This window comes from Nonomuraea sp. NPDC049269, from assembly GCF_043197155.1.
In the GTDB taxonomy this organism is placed as follows: Bacteria; Actinomycetota; Actinomycetes; order Streptosporangiales; family Streptosporangiaceae; genus Nonomuraea.
The window spans coordinates 466715-482593 of record NZ_JBICSO010000005.1 but is presented as its reverse complement, the minus strand read 5'-3'; the positions used below and the strand labels follow the sequence as shown (position 1 = coordinate 482593).

The following is a 15879-nucleotide window of genomic DNA, read 5'->3' as shown; positions in this document are numbered from 1 at the left end:
CACCAGATGCCGGCCACCGCCGTTTTGTGACACCAAGACGGTAACCGATCCACTGTTCGGAGGTCCCAAGGTGACAGCCGGCGGCTCGCGCAAGCCAGCGACCTATTGATATTCAAGCGTTTATAGCGACATTTATCACTCTTTAAAGTTCCGTGTGTCTTGAATCACTGCAGCACGTTATTGACTTTAGTGGGCGGCGGACGTACTTTTCACGCGATGCCGATTATGGCATTTCCCAGGTAGACAGGCTCTAAGGAGGAGTCATGCCCGGCAAAGGAGTTATGGCCAAAGCGGCCGGCGTTCTAGGTGGTGCGGTTATCGCCGCCACCCTGTACGCCATTCCGGCCCACGCGGCAACGTTCCAGTGCACTGTCACGGTTCGCGGCCTTCCGCCGATCAGCGTGACGGTGAGCGCCCCTAGCGCCACGGCAGCAGAAGCGCTGCTCAGCGCACTCATCCCTCGCGCCGCATCGGTGCACTGCGAAGCCACCTAACCAACACACACGTCCGGTCGGCGACATATCCGAAGGCCGCGCATCCAATGTCCACCGCAGGGAACGCGCCCCGTTTCGCAACCATACAAGAGGACATTTCAGGATTAGGCGATCAGCCGCTTTAACGGTGTTGTCGTTATGCCGATAAAATGGGGCGGACGCGGGTGCGGCCCGGCAAGATTCCTCTCCGGGCCGCACTACGAAAATCCCGTCAGACCCGACTCTGACGGGGTTTTTTGCATGTCAAGAATCAGATTTCTCCGGCATGGGCGGAATTATCCAGCCTCGTCCCGGTGCCGAAATCTCGATGCCAGACTTTCTGATCAATAGCCTCCGACCGCACGCCGGTCGTTGTACAGTCCCCTGCTACGTCGACTGGTGGAGGCAGACGTTGTTGGTAAGGTTCGCCCGCGGAGTCCTAGCGGTCACAATCGTTGCGGTCGGCTTGCTTCCGGGCAAATCAAATGCCGCCGCCGCACCAACGGCGTCCGACGACGGCGCCAAGATCACCGCGGAACGGTGGCTCGATGAGACCACCCTGGATGTGACGGTGTCGTCCCCGGCCTTGGGCGAGTCGGTCCCGGTACGCATACTCGTACCGAAGAGATGGACCCGGACCGCAGCACGGACCTGGCCAGTCGTTTACGCCTTTCACGGGGGTCGTGACACCTACGTCTCCTGGACCCGCAGCACCGACATCAAGCAGGTGGCGGCGGACTACGACGTCATGGTGGTCATGCCCGATACCGGATGGGCCGGATGGTTCACCGACTGGTGGAACTACGGGAAGGGCGGCGCCCCCAAGTGGGAGACGTTCCACACCGTCGAACTGCTGGAACTCATGGAGCGCAATTATCGCGCCGGCACCAGCCGCGCGACCATGGGCATTTCCTCGGCCGGCTACGGGGCGGTGAAATACGCGGCCCGCCACCCTGGCATGTTCGCCTATGCCGCGTCTTTCAGCGGCGTGCTCCACCTTACCCAGCTCGGGGTTCCCGCTTTCGCCCTGCTTCAGGCGAGTGAACGCTACGACGCGCTGCGCATCTGGGGCGATCCGCTCACCAATCGAAAGAACTGGGAGGCGAACGACCCCTATGAACTCGCCTCCCACCTGCGCGGCACCGGGCTCTACATCGCCAGCGGCCTTACCGGGCTGCCGGGTCCGAATGATCATCCGGCTGTCGGTGACGACTTGATTCACCCTCAGGAGGTGATCTGCGGGTCCACGTCCGTCTCCTTCGTCAACCGGCTCAAGAAGCTCGGCATCCCGGCCACCACGCACATCTACCAGAACGGCTGGCACAACTGGTCCACGTGGCAGCCGGAGATGCATCGAGCGTGGCCACTGATCATGAAGGCGATCGGGGCTCAGCCCACGCTTCGGGTGCAGGCATGATCGCCCGCTCAGGCAGCGCGAACAGCAGAGTCAAGATGGCGACGAGGGTGCCGAGGACGTAGCATAGAGAGCGCTGGAAGGATTGGGCGAAAGCCTCACGGCGCACCGCGGCGGCGGCGCGGGACAGCGCGTCGTCAACCGTCCGGGTGACTCCGAACCCCTGAGAGCAGGAGGCCGACCGGCCGGGCTGATCATGCCCGGCGGTCTGGCCGATCACACAGGTGCGGAAATCGGCGAGGATCACGTCGCCGACGGGCCCGGACAGTCCCGCGGCCATGAACAGCTCCTGGTGGATCCGCGGGATGATCTGGTCCACACTTCTGGCCGCCTGCTGGCCGACCGCGGTGAAGAACACCACCCCGATGAGCGCGATCCCCAGGACCGTACCGAGCTGGGTGATCGCGTTGATCATCCCCGACGCGCCACCGGCCTCCTGAGGTGGCACATCGGCGAGGGTGAGCGCGGTCAGCGGCACGATCACCATTCCCAGTCCGACACCGATGAAGAGCAGCGGCGCGATCATCTGCGGGGAGGTGGCTTGCGGGCCGTACCAGCCATAGACGAGCACCCCCGAGATCATCATGGCCGCACCCGCTATGAGGGACGCTCGGCCGAACCGCAGATACAGCCGCATGGAGACACCACCGGCGATCGAGGCTCCGAGGGAGAACGGGATCGTGGTCAACCCGGTGTGCAGCGGTGACCAGTCCAGGCCGAGTTGCAGGTACAGGGTCCAGACGAAAAAGAACGCCGAGATCACCCACAACAGCAGCAGCTGCAGGACAAGGCCGGTGGTGTAGCTGCGGGCGGCGAACAGTCCCAGCTCGATGAGCGGCGAGCCGTCGCTACGGGTCTTGCGACGTTCGTAGAGGATGAACACCGCGAAGAGCGGCGGCGAGCAGATCATCGACACGATGCTCCAGTCAGGCCACCCCAGCTCACGGCCCTGGGCCAGGGGATACACCAGCAGCAGCAGGGCGAAGGTGACCAGGAGCACGCCGATCGGATCAAGCCGCAAGGCGTGGGGCGCTCTGGACTCGTCAATGAGGAACGCGGCCAGGAGAAGCGCCACCGCGCCTATGGGCAGGTTCAGCGCGAAAACGCCGCGCCATGCCAGGTCGAGCGGATTCAGGTCCAGCAGGAGGCCGCCGATGACCGGCCCTCCCACCATCGCCAGCCCTCCGATGAAGGCGTACAACGTCACGACCCTGCCCAGGTCCCGCTGGCCGAAGCCGAAATGGATGATCGCCAGCACCTGGGGCAGCATGAGCGCGGCCATCAGGCCTTGCAGGATGCGCGCGCTGACCAGCATCCCGGGCGACTGCGCCAGCGCGCACAGCGCGGAGGCGACGGTGAAACCGGCGGTCCCCACCAGGAACATCCGCTTGCGGCCGAAGATGTCGCCCAGCCGCCCACCGGTGATGAGGGTCACCGCGCAGGCGAGGGTGTAACCGGCGATGATCCACTGAATGGCGGCATAGGACGCGCCCAGATCGTGGCGGATGGAGGGAATCGCCACGTTGACGATGCTGCCGTTGAGCAGATCCATGAAGGCCGCGATCAGGAGCACCGCCAGCCCCACCCATCGTCGCCGCTCGGCCCCGAATGCCCTGGCGTTGTTCACAGCAGGCACTCCTCAATGAGAGCGGAAGAGACCGAGCCTGTCTTCGCCGATGCGTTCGCGGAGCGCCATGTCAGTCACGCCCAGCCCTTCCGAGAGAGCGAGGCAGCGGATCCCGATCTTGCCGATGTGATCGCCCTGCTGTACTGACCGGACGGCTTCCGCGGCATGATCCAGTGAGTAGGTCCTCGACAGGGTCGGCGTGATCGTCCCCAGGCTGATCAGCCGATTGACCTCGGTGGCTTCCTGATAGTTCGCGCCGTGGCTGCCGATGATCCGCTTGATCCGCATCCACAGATAGCGGTTGTCGTACTGGTGCCAGTAGCCAGTGCTGGATCCGCAGGTCACGATGGAGCCACCGGTCCGGGCGAGGCCCACGGAGGCCGCGAACGTCTCCTGACCGAGGTACTCGAAGACGATATGGGGGTCTTGGCCGGTCAGTTGCCGAATGCGGCGGCCCAGCAGCCGCCATGACGCCGGATCGCGCAATCCGTTGTCGCCGAGCTCCAGGCTCGTACGGTCGATGACGTTCCGGCCGCCCATGGCGTGGATGATCTCGGCTTTGGCCGCGGAACTGACGACGCACACGGGGATGCCGCCGCCGTTGAGGACGAACTGGACCGCGTAACTGCCGAGGCCTCCCGTGGCACCCCAGATGAGGACGATGTCGCCCTGCTTCATCCGGGCTCCGTGGCTGCCGATGAGCATGCGGTAGGCCGTCCCGGCGCACAGGGTGTTGGCCGCGGCCTCCTCCCAGGTCAGGCACTCCGGCTTGGGGATGATCTGGTTCGCCTTGACGATGGTGAAGTCGGCCATGCCACCGAAGTTGGTCTCGTAGCCCCAGGCGAGCGGCGCCGCCATGACGCCGTCGTCCTGGGAGTACGGGTTGCCCGGATCGACGACTCCGGGGTGGATGACCACCCGGTCGCCGACCGAGCAGTTCCACACCGCCTCCCCCGTGCGTACCACCACGCCTGAGGCGTCCGACCCGATGACGTGATACTCCCGATCGTGCCGTGGCCACCATCGGGCATCACTCGTCCGGCGCCGCAGAAAGGTGAAGGTCGGGACCGGCTCGAAGATCGCGCTCCAGACGCTGTTGAAGTTGACCGCTGAGGCCATCACCGCCACCACGACCTCGTCCGGGGCGAGCTCCGGCATCTCCACCTCCCCCACGTGTATGGAGCGGCGGACATCTTTGTCGGAGCTTCCGTCGAACAGGGCGATCTCTGCCTTGAGGGTGTACGCGGCCCGGAAGCGGGTGGGCAGGTCACATTCGAGGAGCTCAGCGGGGCTCGCCCCGGCGCGGACCGCGTGGATCAGATCAGACATTGCTCGCCTCACCAGGAACGTCGCTTGTGGCTGTGTCGGCTCGACGACCGGGGGGTCTTCGGCTGCCTGAGAGCAAGCCGCGCAGGTGATCGGCGATGATGTTGACGCCGGGCGGGTCGAGCAGGTTGAGGTGATGGGTTCCCGGCACCGAGACGATCTCCAGCCGCGGGCACAGGTCCCCGAAGCCGTTGGCCTCGTCCAGGTCGTACCGGGCATCGTGCACGGTCCAGGGCGTCGGCTCGGTCGAGCGGTAGAGCACGACCCGCCCGTCGTAGGGCCCGGGGACGTACCGTTCCAGGCATCGCGTGTCTTCGTGCGAGGTGAACTGATGCACCGCCACGGCCGGCGGCAGGTGCGCCATCAGCGGCGTGGTGCGCTCGATGACCAGCGCGAGCTGTCGCTCCTCATCCAGCGTGATCAGTTCCTCGTACGGCAGCGCCACCGGTATCCCATACGTCGTCGTGAGATATCTCCCGAAGTCGGCGTATCGGCGGGCGGTGGTCTCGAGCAGGTTCTCCACCTGCTTGGGCAGTCCGGCGTCGATCATCGCGACCAGCTCGACCTCGCCATGATCGAGCCGCCGGGCGATCTCGTACGCGAGCACCCCGCCGAACGACCAGCCACCCAGCCGGTAGGGCCCTTCGGGCTGCGTGGCGCGGATCAGGTCGATGTAGCGGTCGGCGCGAGCCACCAGCTCGAGATCGTCCTCGAACCGCTCCAGCCCATAGATCACCTGGTCCTCGCCGAGCAGGGCGGCCAGCGGCCGGTACACGCTTGAGCTGCCGCCTGCCGGGTGCGCGCAGAAGAACGGCCGGGCGCCAGGCACGGATGCTCGTCTCGTGCCATTGGCGAGCGAGCGCACGACGCCGCGCGCGGCCGCAAGCTCGGCCGCCATGGGAACGGGTTGTCCGGCGAGGCCGAGGCTCCGCCAGAGCTCGGCCTGCAGGTCCGCGAGGTTGCCGCCCCGCAGCAGAGTCGGAGCGTCGACGGAGACGCCGAAGTCGTGCTCCAGCGCGCTCTTGATCCGTACGGCGACGAGGGAGTCGAGCCCGAGCTCGGTCAGTGGCCGTGCGGGGTCAGGAGTGAACCCGAGTACGGTCGCCACCCTGTCGCTCACCCGCTCGCGGACGAGCCGCCGCGCGGTGCCGGGATCGAGGGTGCGAATCCGCTCCGCCCCGGGCCAGTCGTCGGCGCCCGCGCTGTCGTCGGAGGTCGCGTCGACGAGTTCCGAGAAGTAGGGCTGTTCGCGGATTTCGGGGAAGGCGGCCAGCGCCCGGCGCGAGTTGAAGCGGAGCACGCCGGCCGACCTCTGGTCGTGAACGAGCAGCGCCTCCAGCGCGTCCGCGCCTTCTTCCGGGGTGAGCGGGTCCAGCACGTCGACCCGCAGGCCGGCGGCGCCACCCACGTCGGCCCACGTTCCCCAGTTGATCGTGGTGGCCGGCAGGCCGTGCGCCCGGCGCCAGTCGACGAGCGCGTCGGCGCGCGCGTTGGCCGCCGCGTAAGCCGCCTGCCCCGGTGAGCCGAGCAGCGCGGCGGCCGAGGAGTAGACCACCCACCAGTCGAGGTCGAGGTCCTCGGTGGCCTCGTGCAGCCGCAGGGCGCCGGTCACCTTGGGTGCCCACACCCGGTGCAGATCCTCGGGTCCGACCTCCGTGAAGAGCCGGTCCGCCAGCCCGCCCGCGGCGTGCACCACTCCACGCAGTGGCACGCCGTCGCGCTGTCCGGCGGCGACCATGCGTTCGGCCACGCCGGGCGCGGCGATGTCACCTTGCACGATCTCGATCTCCGCACCGGCCCTGCGCAATCTACCGATGATCTTCTCGGCTTCGGGCCCCGGGCCGGATCGGCCGGAGAGCACCAGGCGTCGTGCGCCACGTTCGACCAGCCGCTGGGCGGTGACCAGGCCCAGGCCCCCGTATCCGCCGCTGATCGCGTAGGCGCCGCCCGGCCGTACGAGGTGATGCCATGCCTCCGTACCGAGGCGGGCCCGCCGCAGCCGCGCCACGTAGCGAACCCCGTCGCGCCAGGCGACTTCGGTGTCGGCGGTGCCGCCCAGCAGCTCGGCGGCCGACGCCACGGGGTCGTCCACGTCGACGAGAGTCGCGCGCAGAGCGGGGTGCTCGAACGCGAGCACTCTGACCAGGGCGCGCAGGAACGCCTGCCCTGGCTCACCGGCCTCGCCGGGCCGGACGGCGATCGAGCGCCGGGTGACGAACCACAGCCGCACGTCGGGTGGCAGCGCGCGGACCAGGGCGGACACGCTGAGCACCAGCTCCTCGTCGGCGAGCCAGGCCGGCACGACGAGCGCCACGTTGTCCGGCGAGGCCGTCCGGTTCTGGAGGTCTCGCCACGTGTGGTCCCGGGAGACGCGGTGACGTGCCGTGATGCGGTGTCCCGCGTGCGTGAGCATCCCCGTGACCGCCTCGGTGAAGGAGTCCCCGGGATCGGCGAGCACCAGCCAGCCGGCCGACTCGGCTGCCTGGCCCGGAGGGTGCGGCGCCGTCGGACTCCACACGGCCTCGACCAGCTTGGCGGACAACGGTACGGGTACGGAGGCCGCCGGCAGTCGGCGCAGGAGGACGCCGTCGGCCTCCAGCAGGACTCTGCCTGTTTCGTCCACGAGCCGCAGCGCGGCGACCGCCGTGCCGTCCTTTCTCCGCCGGGGACTGGCGAACTCGCAGCTGCCGCCCTCCCAGGTCGGCCCGAGTACGCGCACCGAGCCGATGCCCATGGCGGTCCACTCCGCGCCGAAAGCGGCCAGGCATCGGTCCAGGACAACGGGGTGCAGCCGGAAACGGTGGTCCGCCCGCTCGGCGGCGGCCACCGGAACCCGGCCCGCCATATCGCGCGGGGTGACCTGTCCGCTGCCAACGGACGCGGTAGCAAGGAGCGTCCAGTGCCCGGAGGGTGTACGGGTCTGCACCCGTACCTTCGCGCGGGGCCCGCCTGCTTCCTGCGGCGGGATCGTCAGTGAGGTGGTGATCGTCGTCTGTTCGTCCAGTGGCAGCAGCTTGCTGACGCGCAGGTCGCGCACGGTCAGGTCGTCCGTGTCGAGTACCGCGGCTCCGGCGGCCAGAACGATCTCCGCGTACGCGGCCGCGGGCAGGACGGTGACGCCGTGCAGCGGAAGCCACGGCAGCGTGGCCTCGCCCACGTTCGCGCTCCACGCGTGCCGTCCGCCGGGAAGTTCGACGTGGGCGCCGAGCAGCGGGTGAGACGATGATCGGGCGGAGGTCCGCCGCGCCGGCATCCAGTGGTGTTCGTACCGCCAGCTCGGGCCTGGCACGTCGATGACCCGGCCAGGAGCGGACCGCGCGATCGGCGATCCGCTGAGCCTGAGCGCGGCGAGCTGAGCGTGGAAGGTGAGGGTGTCGTCGGTCTCGGCGTCCCGCGTCCGGCCGCCCCGCAGGGTGGGCAGCACGAGCGAGTCCCGTACGGTGTCGCTCAGCGCGTGGGTCAGCAGCGGATGTGCGGAGATCTCGATGAAGGCGCGGTGGCCGTCCTCAGCGGCGGCCTGGACGGCGTCGACGAGCCGGACGGGATCGCGCATGTTCGCCGCCCAGTAGTCGCCGTCGAAAGCCGGGATCCGCCGCGGGTTGTCCAGGACCGTGGAGTAGAGCGGGACGCGAAGTTTCGCCGGTCGGATCCCCGCCAGTTGCTCCCGAAAGGGCGCCAGCAAGGGCTCGACCTGAGGCGAGTGGCCCGCTCCTTCGGCGCGTACCAGGCGGGCGAGCAGGCCGCGTCGCTCGGCGCGGCTCACCACCGTGGCGATCTGGCCGGCGTCGCCCGTCAGCACCGTCTGCCGCGGTGCCGTACGCACGGCGAGGTGCACGTCGGGGCAGTCCTTGCTCAACTCGGCGGCCTCCTCGGCCGAGGCGCCGAGGACGCACATGGCTCCCCCGCCCGCGATCCCGGAGAGCAGGCGGGCTCGATGGCAGATGACCGTGACCCCGTCCCGCAACGACAGCGCCCCGGCCACCACCACGGCGGCGACCTCACCCATCGAGTGCCCGATCACAGCGGCGGGCTTGACGCCGTACGCCTGCCAGAGCCGCGCCAACCCGACCTGTACGGCGAACAGCACCACCATCGTCTCAGCGGGGTCCGGCCGGTTCACCCGCAGCGCCTCACGCACCGAGAACCCGGCCTCGGCCTGGACCATGGGTTCCAGGAGATCGATGGTGGCGGCGAACGCGCTCTCCTCGGCCAGCAGCGTGCGCCCCATACCCGGTCGCTGCGCCCCGTATCCCGAGAAGACCCAGACCGGCGCGGGCATGTCGGCGTCCACACCCGTGACCACCCTCGGGTCGTGGCGCCCGCGAGCCAGCGCCCGTAGCGCGGTGGTGAGCGCCTCGCGATCGCGCCCCAGGACAGCGGCCCCGAACCGGCCTCTGCCGTAGCGGCGGGCGAGGGTATGGACGACATTCGCCGGATCGACGACGTGCTCGGCGAGCCGCCCCGCGTACTCGGCGACGCGCTCGGCGGAGACGTCGGAGAGGAGAAGCGTGTGGACCGGGCCGGACGCGGCGACCGGCTGGGGTTTCTCGGGCGCCGCCGCCAGCACGACATGGGCGTTCGTGCCGCCGAAGCCGAAGGCCGACACGCCTGCCCGGGGCGCCTGTGACGGCCAGGGCGTCGGTTCGGTGACGACCTTCAGGCGCCACCGGTCGAAGTCGATGTGCGGATTCGGCAGGTGATAGTGCAGGCTCGGCGGGATGCTCCGGTGCCACAGCGCGAGAACGGTCTTGATCAGCCCGGCGATCCCCGCAGCGGATTCCAGATGGCCGAGGTTGGTCTTGACAGAGCCGATCAACAGGGCGCCGGCGCGATCCTGGCCCAGCACCGCGCCGAGGGCGTGCGCTTCGATCGGGTCGCCGAGCAGGGTTCCGGTGCCGTGGGCCTCGACGTAGTCCGGCGGAGTCAGTCCGGTGTACGCCTCGCGCAGCAGGGCTTTCTGCGCCTCCGGGCTGGGGGCGGCCAGACCGTTGGAGCGGCCGTCGGAGTTCACGGCGGTGTTCTGGATCACCGCTAACACCCGGTCGCCGTCGCGGTAGGCGTCCGCGAGGCGTTTCAGGACCACCAGGCCGCACCCCTCCGCGCGTACCATCCCGTTCGCCGAGGCGTCGAAGGCCTTGCAGCGGCCGTCGGGGGCGGTGGCGCCCGCCAGATCGAACGTCTTGGTGATCGTCGGGGAGAGCAGGACGTTGACGCCGGCGGCCAGCGCCAGGTCGCTGTGGCCGGCCCGCAGGTCCTGTACGGCGAGATGGACGGCCACCAGTGACGAGGAACAGGCCGTGTCGACGCTCAACGACGTTCCGTGCAGATCCAGCACGTAGGACAGCCGGTTGGCGGCGATGCTCAATGCCACTCCCGTCGCCGTCCAAGGCGACAGCGCGGCCGATTCGGCGGTCGTCAGCAGCGCGTACTCCGGGGAGGAGATGCCGACGAAGACCCCCGTACGGGTGCCGTGCAGCGACCTTGGAGCGATGCCCGCGTGGTCCAGGGCCTCGTAGGCCACCTCGAGCAGCAGGCGCTGCTGCGGGTCCATGGCGTCCGCCTCGCTCGGTGTGATGCCGAAGAACCGCGAGTCGAATCCGGCGACGTCCTCCAGGAAACCCCCGAACCGGTGGGCGCCGTCCGGCTGCTCCCATCGGCCCGCGGGTACCTCTCCGATCGCGTCGCCTCCCTCGATCAGGAATCCCCAGTACGCTTCCGGGCTCGCTATTCCGCCGGGGAATCGGCACCCAAGGCCCACCACGGCGATCGAATCCGTGGATCGATCGGCTGAAGGGCGAGGCGGGGCGGGGCGGTCCTGCTGGAGACCCATCAGCATGTGAGCCAGATGGGTGATGGTCGGATACTCGTAGAGCAGGAGGGGCGGCAATGAGCAGCCGAGCCACTCTTCCACTTCACCGATGATGGCCACCGCGTCGCGCGATCCGAACCCGATGTCGGCCAGTGGACGGTCTGGATCTACTTCTTTTTTCCGCAGATTGCAGCGATCGGCCACCCGGCCGATCAGGAATTCACGGATCGAGGACTCGTTCGGCATTGTTCTACCTCTCGGATATCGGCCCCCTGAAGGCGGGCCTCGCTGCGGATCAATGGTTGTCATGTGCCTGTGGATGAGATCTGACTTTCCATATCTCCGGACGAATGCGCGGTCGGCCGGACGGCCCATGAGGTGCTCCCTCTGCGCGGTCACTCCTGGACGGTGGGCAGCCGGGAGGCGAGGTAGAGCTGTCTGCAGGCGCTGCGGGCGATCTTGCCGCTGGACGTTCGCGGGACCCCGCCCGGCCGGACCAGCACGAAATCATGCACCCACACGTCGTGCAGCGCGCCGACCGCGCCGCGTACGACGCTGCGGACCTCGTCGTGATCCAGCTCACCGATCCGGAACGTGCGGGAGCGTTCGGCGACGACGACAAGGTGCTCGGTGTCCGCCCCGTCGATCGCGAAGGCGGCCACATGGTCGGAGCGAACAGCCGGATGCGCGTCCTGCACCGTTGCCTCGACGTCCTGGGGGAAGTGGTTGCGACCGTCGATGATGATCAGATCTTTGATCCGGCCGGCTATGTACAAGTCGCCGTCATGGATGATGCCGAGGTCGCCGGTGCGCATCCAGGGGCCCGTGGGCAGTCCGCCGGCGGGCTCGGTGAGCCGTCCGCCGAAGATCTCCCGGCTGCGCTCGGGCTTGCGCCAGTAGCCTCGCGCCACGTTGGGACCGTGGAGCCAGATCTCTCCGATCCGGTCGTCGGGTAGTTCCGCGCAGGTCTCGGGATCGACGATGGCGACGTACTGGCCGGCCGGGCTACCGCACGAGACCATCCCGACGGCGCGTTCCGTGTCGGAGAGCCGCACCACCCCCTCGCGCAGGCCTATCGGATCGACGCGGAGGATCTGTGGCGGAACGTCCTCACAGGCGGCGGTGACGAACACGGTCGCCTCCGCGAGTCCGTAGCACGGCGTCAGAGCCCCGGGTCGCAGGCCGGTCGCGCTGAACGTGGCGGCGAAGCGATCCAGCGTGCCCTGCCTGACCGGTTCGGCCCCGTTGAGACACCAGCGCAGGCCCCGCAGATCGAACCCGCTCGTATCTCGCGTACGCGTGAGGCAGTACTCGTAGGCGAAGTTCGGGGCGGCGGTCAGGACCTCGTCGTCCCGGCGATCGGAGATCATCCGCAGCCACCGGGCCGGATGCCTGATGTACGACGCCGGGTCGGTGAAGTCCACCTGGATGCCGTGCACGATCGGAGCCGCGAGCGTGGCGACCAGCCCCATGTCGTGGAAGAGCGGCAGCCAGCTGACGATCGCCACCCGCCGGTGCCGGTCGACGCCGAAACGCGTCCACAGTTGCCGCGCGTTGGCGGCCAGGTTGTGGTGGCTGATCTCGACCCCGGCCGGCTCACGCGTGGAACCCGAGGTGTACTGCAGATAGGCGAGCTCCTCGGGGTCGACCCGCTCCCAGTCCCAAGCGGCGGGCTCGATGGCGTCGGCCGCGACGAGGTCACGCGGCTGCGGCAGGCCGTTGTCGTCGAGGAAGACCCGTACCTCCGGCAGGATGCCGGACGTACTGACGACGACCGCCGGATCGGCGTCAGCGTAAGCCCCGACCAGGCGGGCGGAACGACCGGGCAGGTCCGGGGAGAACAACGGCACCGCGATGGTCCGGGCATACATGGACCCGAGCATCGTGATCAGATACTCCAGCCCCTGGGGCAGCAGCAACGCCACCCGATCACCCGGCTCGGCGAGCCGGCGCAGCCGGGCAGCCGTCGCGCATGCGCGCAGATGCGTCTCGGCCCAGGTCAACGTGGTCCTTCGACCATCACGGTGGCTGCCGTAGTCCACGAAAGTGAACGCCGGCGCGTCCGGCCTCTCTTCGGCCCACTTGAGAACCAGATCCGTTAATGGCTCTCCGCTTGTGGCATCGATTAAGCGATCACCCAGCGCCATCCCACTCCCCCTCGCCGAAGGTGGTTCGCCTGTGTCGGCTGGCTGCATTTACGCAGTCGCTAATTAATAGCGGGATTTTACCCTCGACTCTTCATCGAGAGCATAGGGTCATTCTGACTGCCCTGATAGATATATTTTCCATCCCCGCATCATACGGCGCCATAATGGGATATTTCTTGTGAAATAGCCATGGGCAGCTTTGATGGTTTTATGGGGCAGGCAGGAAATGCCGCTGTTTAACCCTTTATTCGATCGCCAAGGTCAAGCCGGGCGAGTTCGGTTCTGGAGGCGACGCCGAGCTTGGGGAACGCCTTGTGCAGGTGGTAGCCCACAGTGCGCGGGCTCAGGAAGAGCCGCGCGCCGATGTCGCGGTTCGTGGCGCCCCGCGCGGCCAGCCGTACGATCTGCAGTTCCTGCGGGGTCAGCAGGCCCGCCGCGCCCGCCGCCCGCACGTCAGCGGTCGCCTCTCCCGTGGCGCGCAGTTCGGCACGGGCACGGGTCGCCCAGGGGACGGCCCCGGCGCGGTCGAACGTGTCCAGCGCCTGCCTGAGATGGACCCTGGCCTCGGCCTTGCGCCGGTTTCTGCGTAGCCACTCGCCGAACAGCAGTTTGGTGCGGGCTTCCTCGAACGGCCGCCCTCCATTCAGATGCAGGCTGACGGCCTCGGCGTAGTGAGCTTCCGCCTCCTCCTCGGACACGGCGCTCAGCGCTCTGCAGCGCAGGGCGACCGCGCGCGCCCAGGGTTGCCTGGTGGCTGTGGCCCACTCGTCGAATCTGGCGAGCGGCGTCCTGGCCCGATCGGCCTGCTCGCATCGGACCGCCGCCTCCACCAGGTCCGGCACGAACAGGGTGGTCGTGAGCTGGTAGCGGACGGTGCCGGTGATGCCGGCCTCCAACAGCTCCAGGGCTGCCCGCGTCCTGCCCTGCCCGAGGGCGAGCAGGCCCTGTGCCCAGACCGCCCAGGCCAAGCTCGACACGTTGCCGTGGTCGGTGGCATGGGCTCGGACGCGGCCGGTGAGCTCTGTGCAGGCGCGGTCGTCGCCGTGGACCGCGGCGAGCCAGGCGAGCATCCCTTGCAGGTGATCGACGCGGTGATGCTGCCCGGTGTCGTCGGCGATGCGCACGGCTTCGGTGGCCGACGCCTGCGCGTCCCGGAAGCGGCCGAGGTAGAGCTGGCTGGTGGCGAGGTTCTGCAGCGCGTGCGGCAGCCAGCCGATCATCCCCTGGGCCCGGCAGTCGTCGGCCAGGCGGGCGCCCAGGTCCATGGACGTCTCGTCGTCGCCCACCATGAACGCCATCGAGGCGATGATGAGCCGGTCTCCGGGCGTGCCCGGCTGCGATCGCCGGGCGTCGGCGAGTGCCGCGTGGATGGGCACCAGCCCTCGGGTGGCATCGCCCGCCAGCAGGGCGGCCAGACCGGTCATCGCCGAGATGACCGGCTGGAGGTGATGCCCGGACGGCAGGGCCAGCGCGTGGACGCGGTCGATGCCCTGCCTGGCCAGCTCCGGCGCACCGGCGAACCAGGCGTCGCGTACGGCTTCGAGCAGCATGGACGCGGCCATGGTCGGGTCCACGGCCGAGACGGGGGCGGCGGCGGTCATGAGGATGCCGTGCGCGACACTCGGCGAGCCCTGTTCGAACTCGATGGCCGCGCGTACCCCGGCCAGTCTGGCGTGCTCGCGCGGATCGTCGGTGAGCAGCGCCGCGCGGTCGGCCAGCGCGCGGGCCTGCAGGAGCTGACCGGCGTCCATCGCCGCCTCGGCGGAGCTGATCAGGCGCCGCACCTGGTCGCGTGGTTCCGGGGAGAGCTGTGCCGCGCGGCGGTAGGCCGCGGTCGTGGCGGCGTGACCGCTTCTGCGCCTGGCCCGTTCGGCCGCCTGTTCCAGCTCGGCGGCGACGATCTCGTCGGGTCCGGTGCAGGCGGCGGCGAGATGCCAGGCCCGGGCATCGTCGTACCGGCTGCCGTCGGGGGCGCCGTCGAGAGCGGCCGCCAGGGCCCGGTGCGCGGCCAGGCGCCTGGTGAACGGCGCTCCCTGGTAGGCGGCCGCCCTGATCAGCGGATGGCGGAAGGCGAGCTCCCCGTCCACGACGCGGATGAGCCCGCTCCGCTCCCCCGGCTCGACGGCGTCGGCGTGGATGCCCAGCCGCCGCGCGGCCCCGAGGATGACGGTGAGGTCGCCGGTGCTCTCCGCGGCCGCCACCAGCAGCAGGGTCTGGGCGGGCTCGGGCAGCGCGTGGATCTGCGTCTGGAACGCCTCCTGCATCCGGCCGGTGAGCGGAAGCGGGCCCAGGTGGTAGGCCAGCGGGGTGACGTGCCCGGCCCGCTGATCAGGAGTGAGCGCCGCGGGCAGCTCGATGAGCGCGAGCGGGTTTCCCTCGCTCTCGGCGAGGATGCGGTCCCTGACGTGCGGTGCCAGCGGGCCGGCGGTCTCGCCCAGCAGCCTGGCCGCGGCCTCCGGGCCGAGGCCGCCGAGCCGTGTCTCGGGCAGGCCCGCCGGCCGGAAACCGTGGCTGCCGTCCCGCGCTGAAAGGATCAGCGCCACCCCTTCCGCTTCCAGCCGCCGTGCGGCGAAGAGCAGGGCGTCGGCCGAGGAGCGGTCCAGCCACTGCGCGTCGTCGACCAGGCACAGCAGGCCGTCGCCGGCGAGCTCGGACAGCAGGGTCAGGGCGCCGAGACCGACCAGGAAACGGTTGGCCTCACGGGAAGGAGCCAGCCCGAAAGCCCCCCTGAGCGCGTCCGCCTGCGGGGCCGGAAGGCGGTCGAGACGGTCGAGCCCGGACCGCAGCAGCAAGTGGAGCGCGGCGAACACCATCTCGGTCTCGCTCTCGATGCCCACCCCGCGCACGGTTCGCATGCCCAAGGCCTCAGCCGTCCCCGCCGCGTGTTCGAGCAGCGCCGACTTGCCGATTCCCGCGGGGCCGCGCAGCACCAGGACGCCGCTTCGGCCGTCCCTGGCCTCTGCCAGCAAATGGTTTATTCGATCGGTTTCCACCCCACGCCCGTACAGCACGGGACGATCTTATTGAGCCGGTGACCGATGCCCGTCGCCGGACGGCTGGTCACCTGACAGATTCCGGACGGG

6 protein-coding genes are annotated in these 15879 nt (G+C 69.1%); 1 reads left to right on the top strand and 5 read right to left on the bottom strand.

The genetic code is table 11. The annotated features are described in order from the left end of the window. Positions 1–759 precede the first annotated feature (759 nt). On the top strand, positions 760–1890 hold the full coding sequence (locus ACGFNP_RS29720; protein ID WP_393324575.1) for an alpha/beta hydrolase: 1131 nt from the start codon (positions 760–762) through the stop codon (positions 1888–1890). Here the strand turns inward: ACGFNP_RS29720 and ACGFNP_RS29715 are convergent. From ACGFNP_RS29715 to ACGFNP_RS29695, 5 genes are all read right to left on the bottom strand, one after another. Continuing rightward, the gene (locus ACGFNP_RS29715) at positions 1844–3514 is read right to left on the bottom strand and encodes an MFS transporter (protein WP_393324572.1); all 1671 of its coding nucleotides are present in this window, start codon (positions 3512–3514) and stop codon (positions 1844–1846) included. The two genes, ACGFNP_RS29720 and ACGFNP_RS29715, sit on opposite strands and share 47 nt — an antisense overlap. 12 nt (positions 3515–3526) lie before the next feature. Then, the gene (ccrA, locus tag ACGFNP_RS29710; protein WP_393324569.1) at positions 3527–4843 is read right to left on the bottom strand and encodes a crotonyl-CoA carboxylase/reductase; all 1317 of its coding nucleotides are present in this window, start codon (positions 4841–4843) and stop codon (positions 3527–3529) included. Beyond that, the gene (locus tag ACGFNP_RS29705) at positions 4836–10895 is read right to left on the bottom strand and encodes an SDR family NAD(P)-dependent oxidoreductase (protein ID WP_393324567.1); all 6060 of its coding nucleotides are present in this window, start codon (positions 10893–10895) and stop codon (positions 4836–4838) included. Before ACGFNP_RS29705 ends, ccrA begins: the two co-directional genes overlap by 8 nt. A 149-nt stretch (positions 10896–11044) precedes the next feature. Next, positions 11045–12796: a fatty acyl-AMP ligase gene (locus tag ACGFNP_RS29700; protein ID WP_393324564.1), complete on the bottom strand. Its 1752-nt coding sequence runs from the start codon at positions 12794–12796 to the stop codon at positions 11045–11047. Positions 12797–13032: 236 nt separating this feature from the next. Continuing rightward, positions 13033–15807, bottom strand: coding sequence for an ATP-binding protein (locus tag ACGFNP_RS29695; RefSeq protein ID WP_393324561.1), 2775 nt, complete (start codon positions 15805–15807; stop codon positions 13033–13035). Between the last annotated feature and the right edge of the window lie 72 nt (positions 15808–15879).

What these genes read in the sequence shown, in the direction of transcription:
- ccrA (WP_393324569.1), bottom strand. Translation starts at nt 4,843, where the DNA reads ATGTCTGATCTGATCCACGCGGTCCGCGCCGGGGCGAGCCCCGCTGAG.
- ACGFNP_RS29720 (WP_393324575.1), top strand. Translation starts at nt 760, where the DNA reads ATGGGCGGAATTATCCAGCCTCGTCCCGGTGCCGAAATCTCGATGCCA.
- ACGFNP_RS29700 (WP_393324564.1), bottom strand. Translation starts at nt 12,796, where the DNA reads ATGGCGCTGGGTGATCGCTTAATCGATGCCACAAGCGGAGAGCCATTA.
- ACGFNP_RS29705 (WP_393324567.1), bottom strand. Translation starts at nt 10,895, where the DNA reads ATGCCGAACGAGTCCTCGATCCGTGAATTCCTGATCGGCCGGGTGGCC.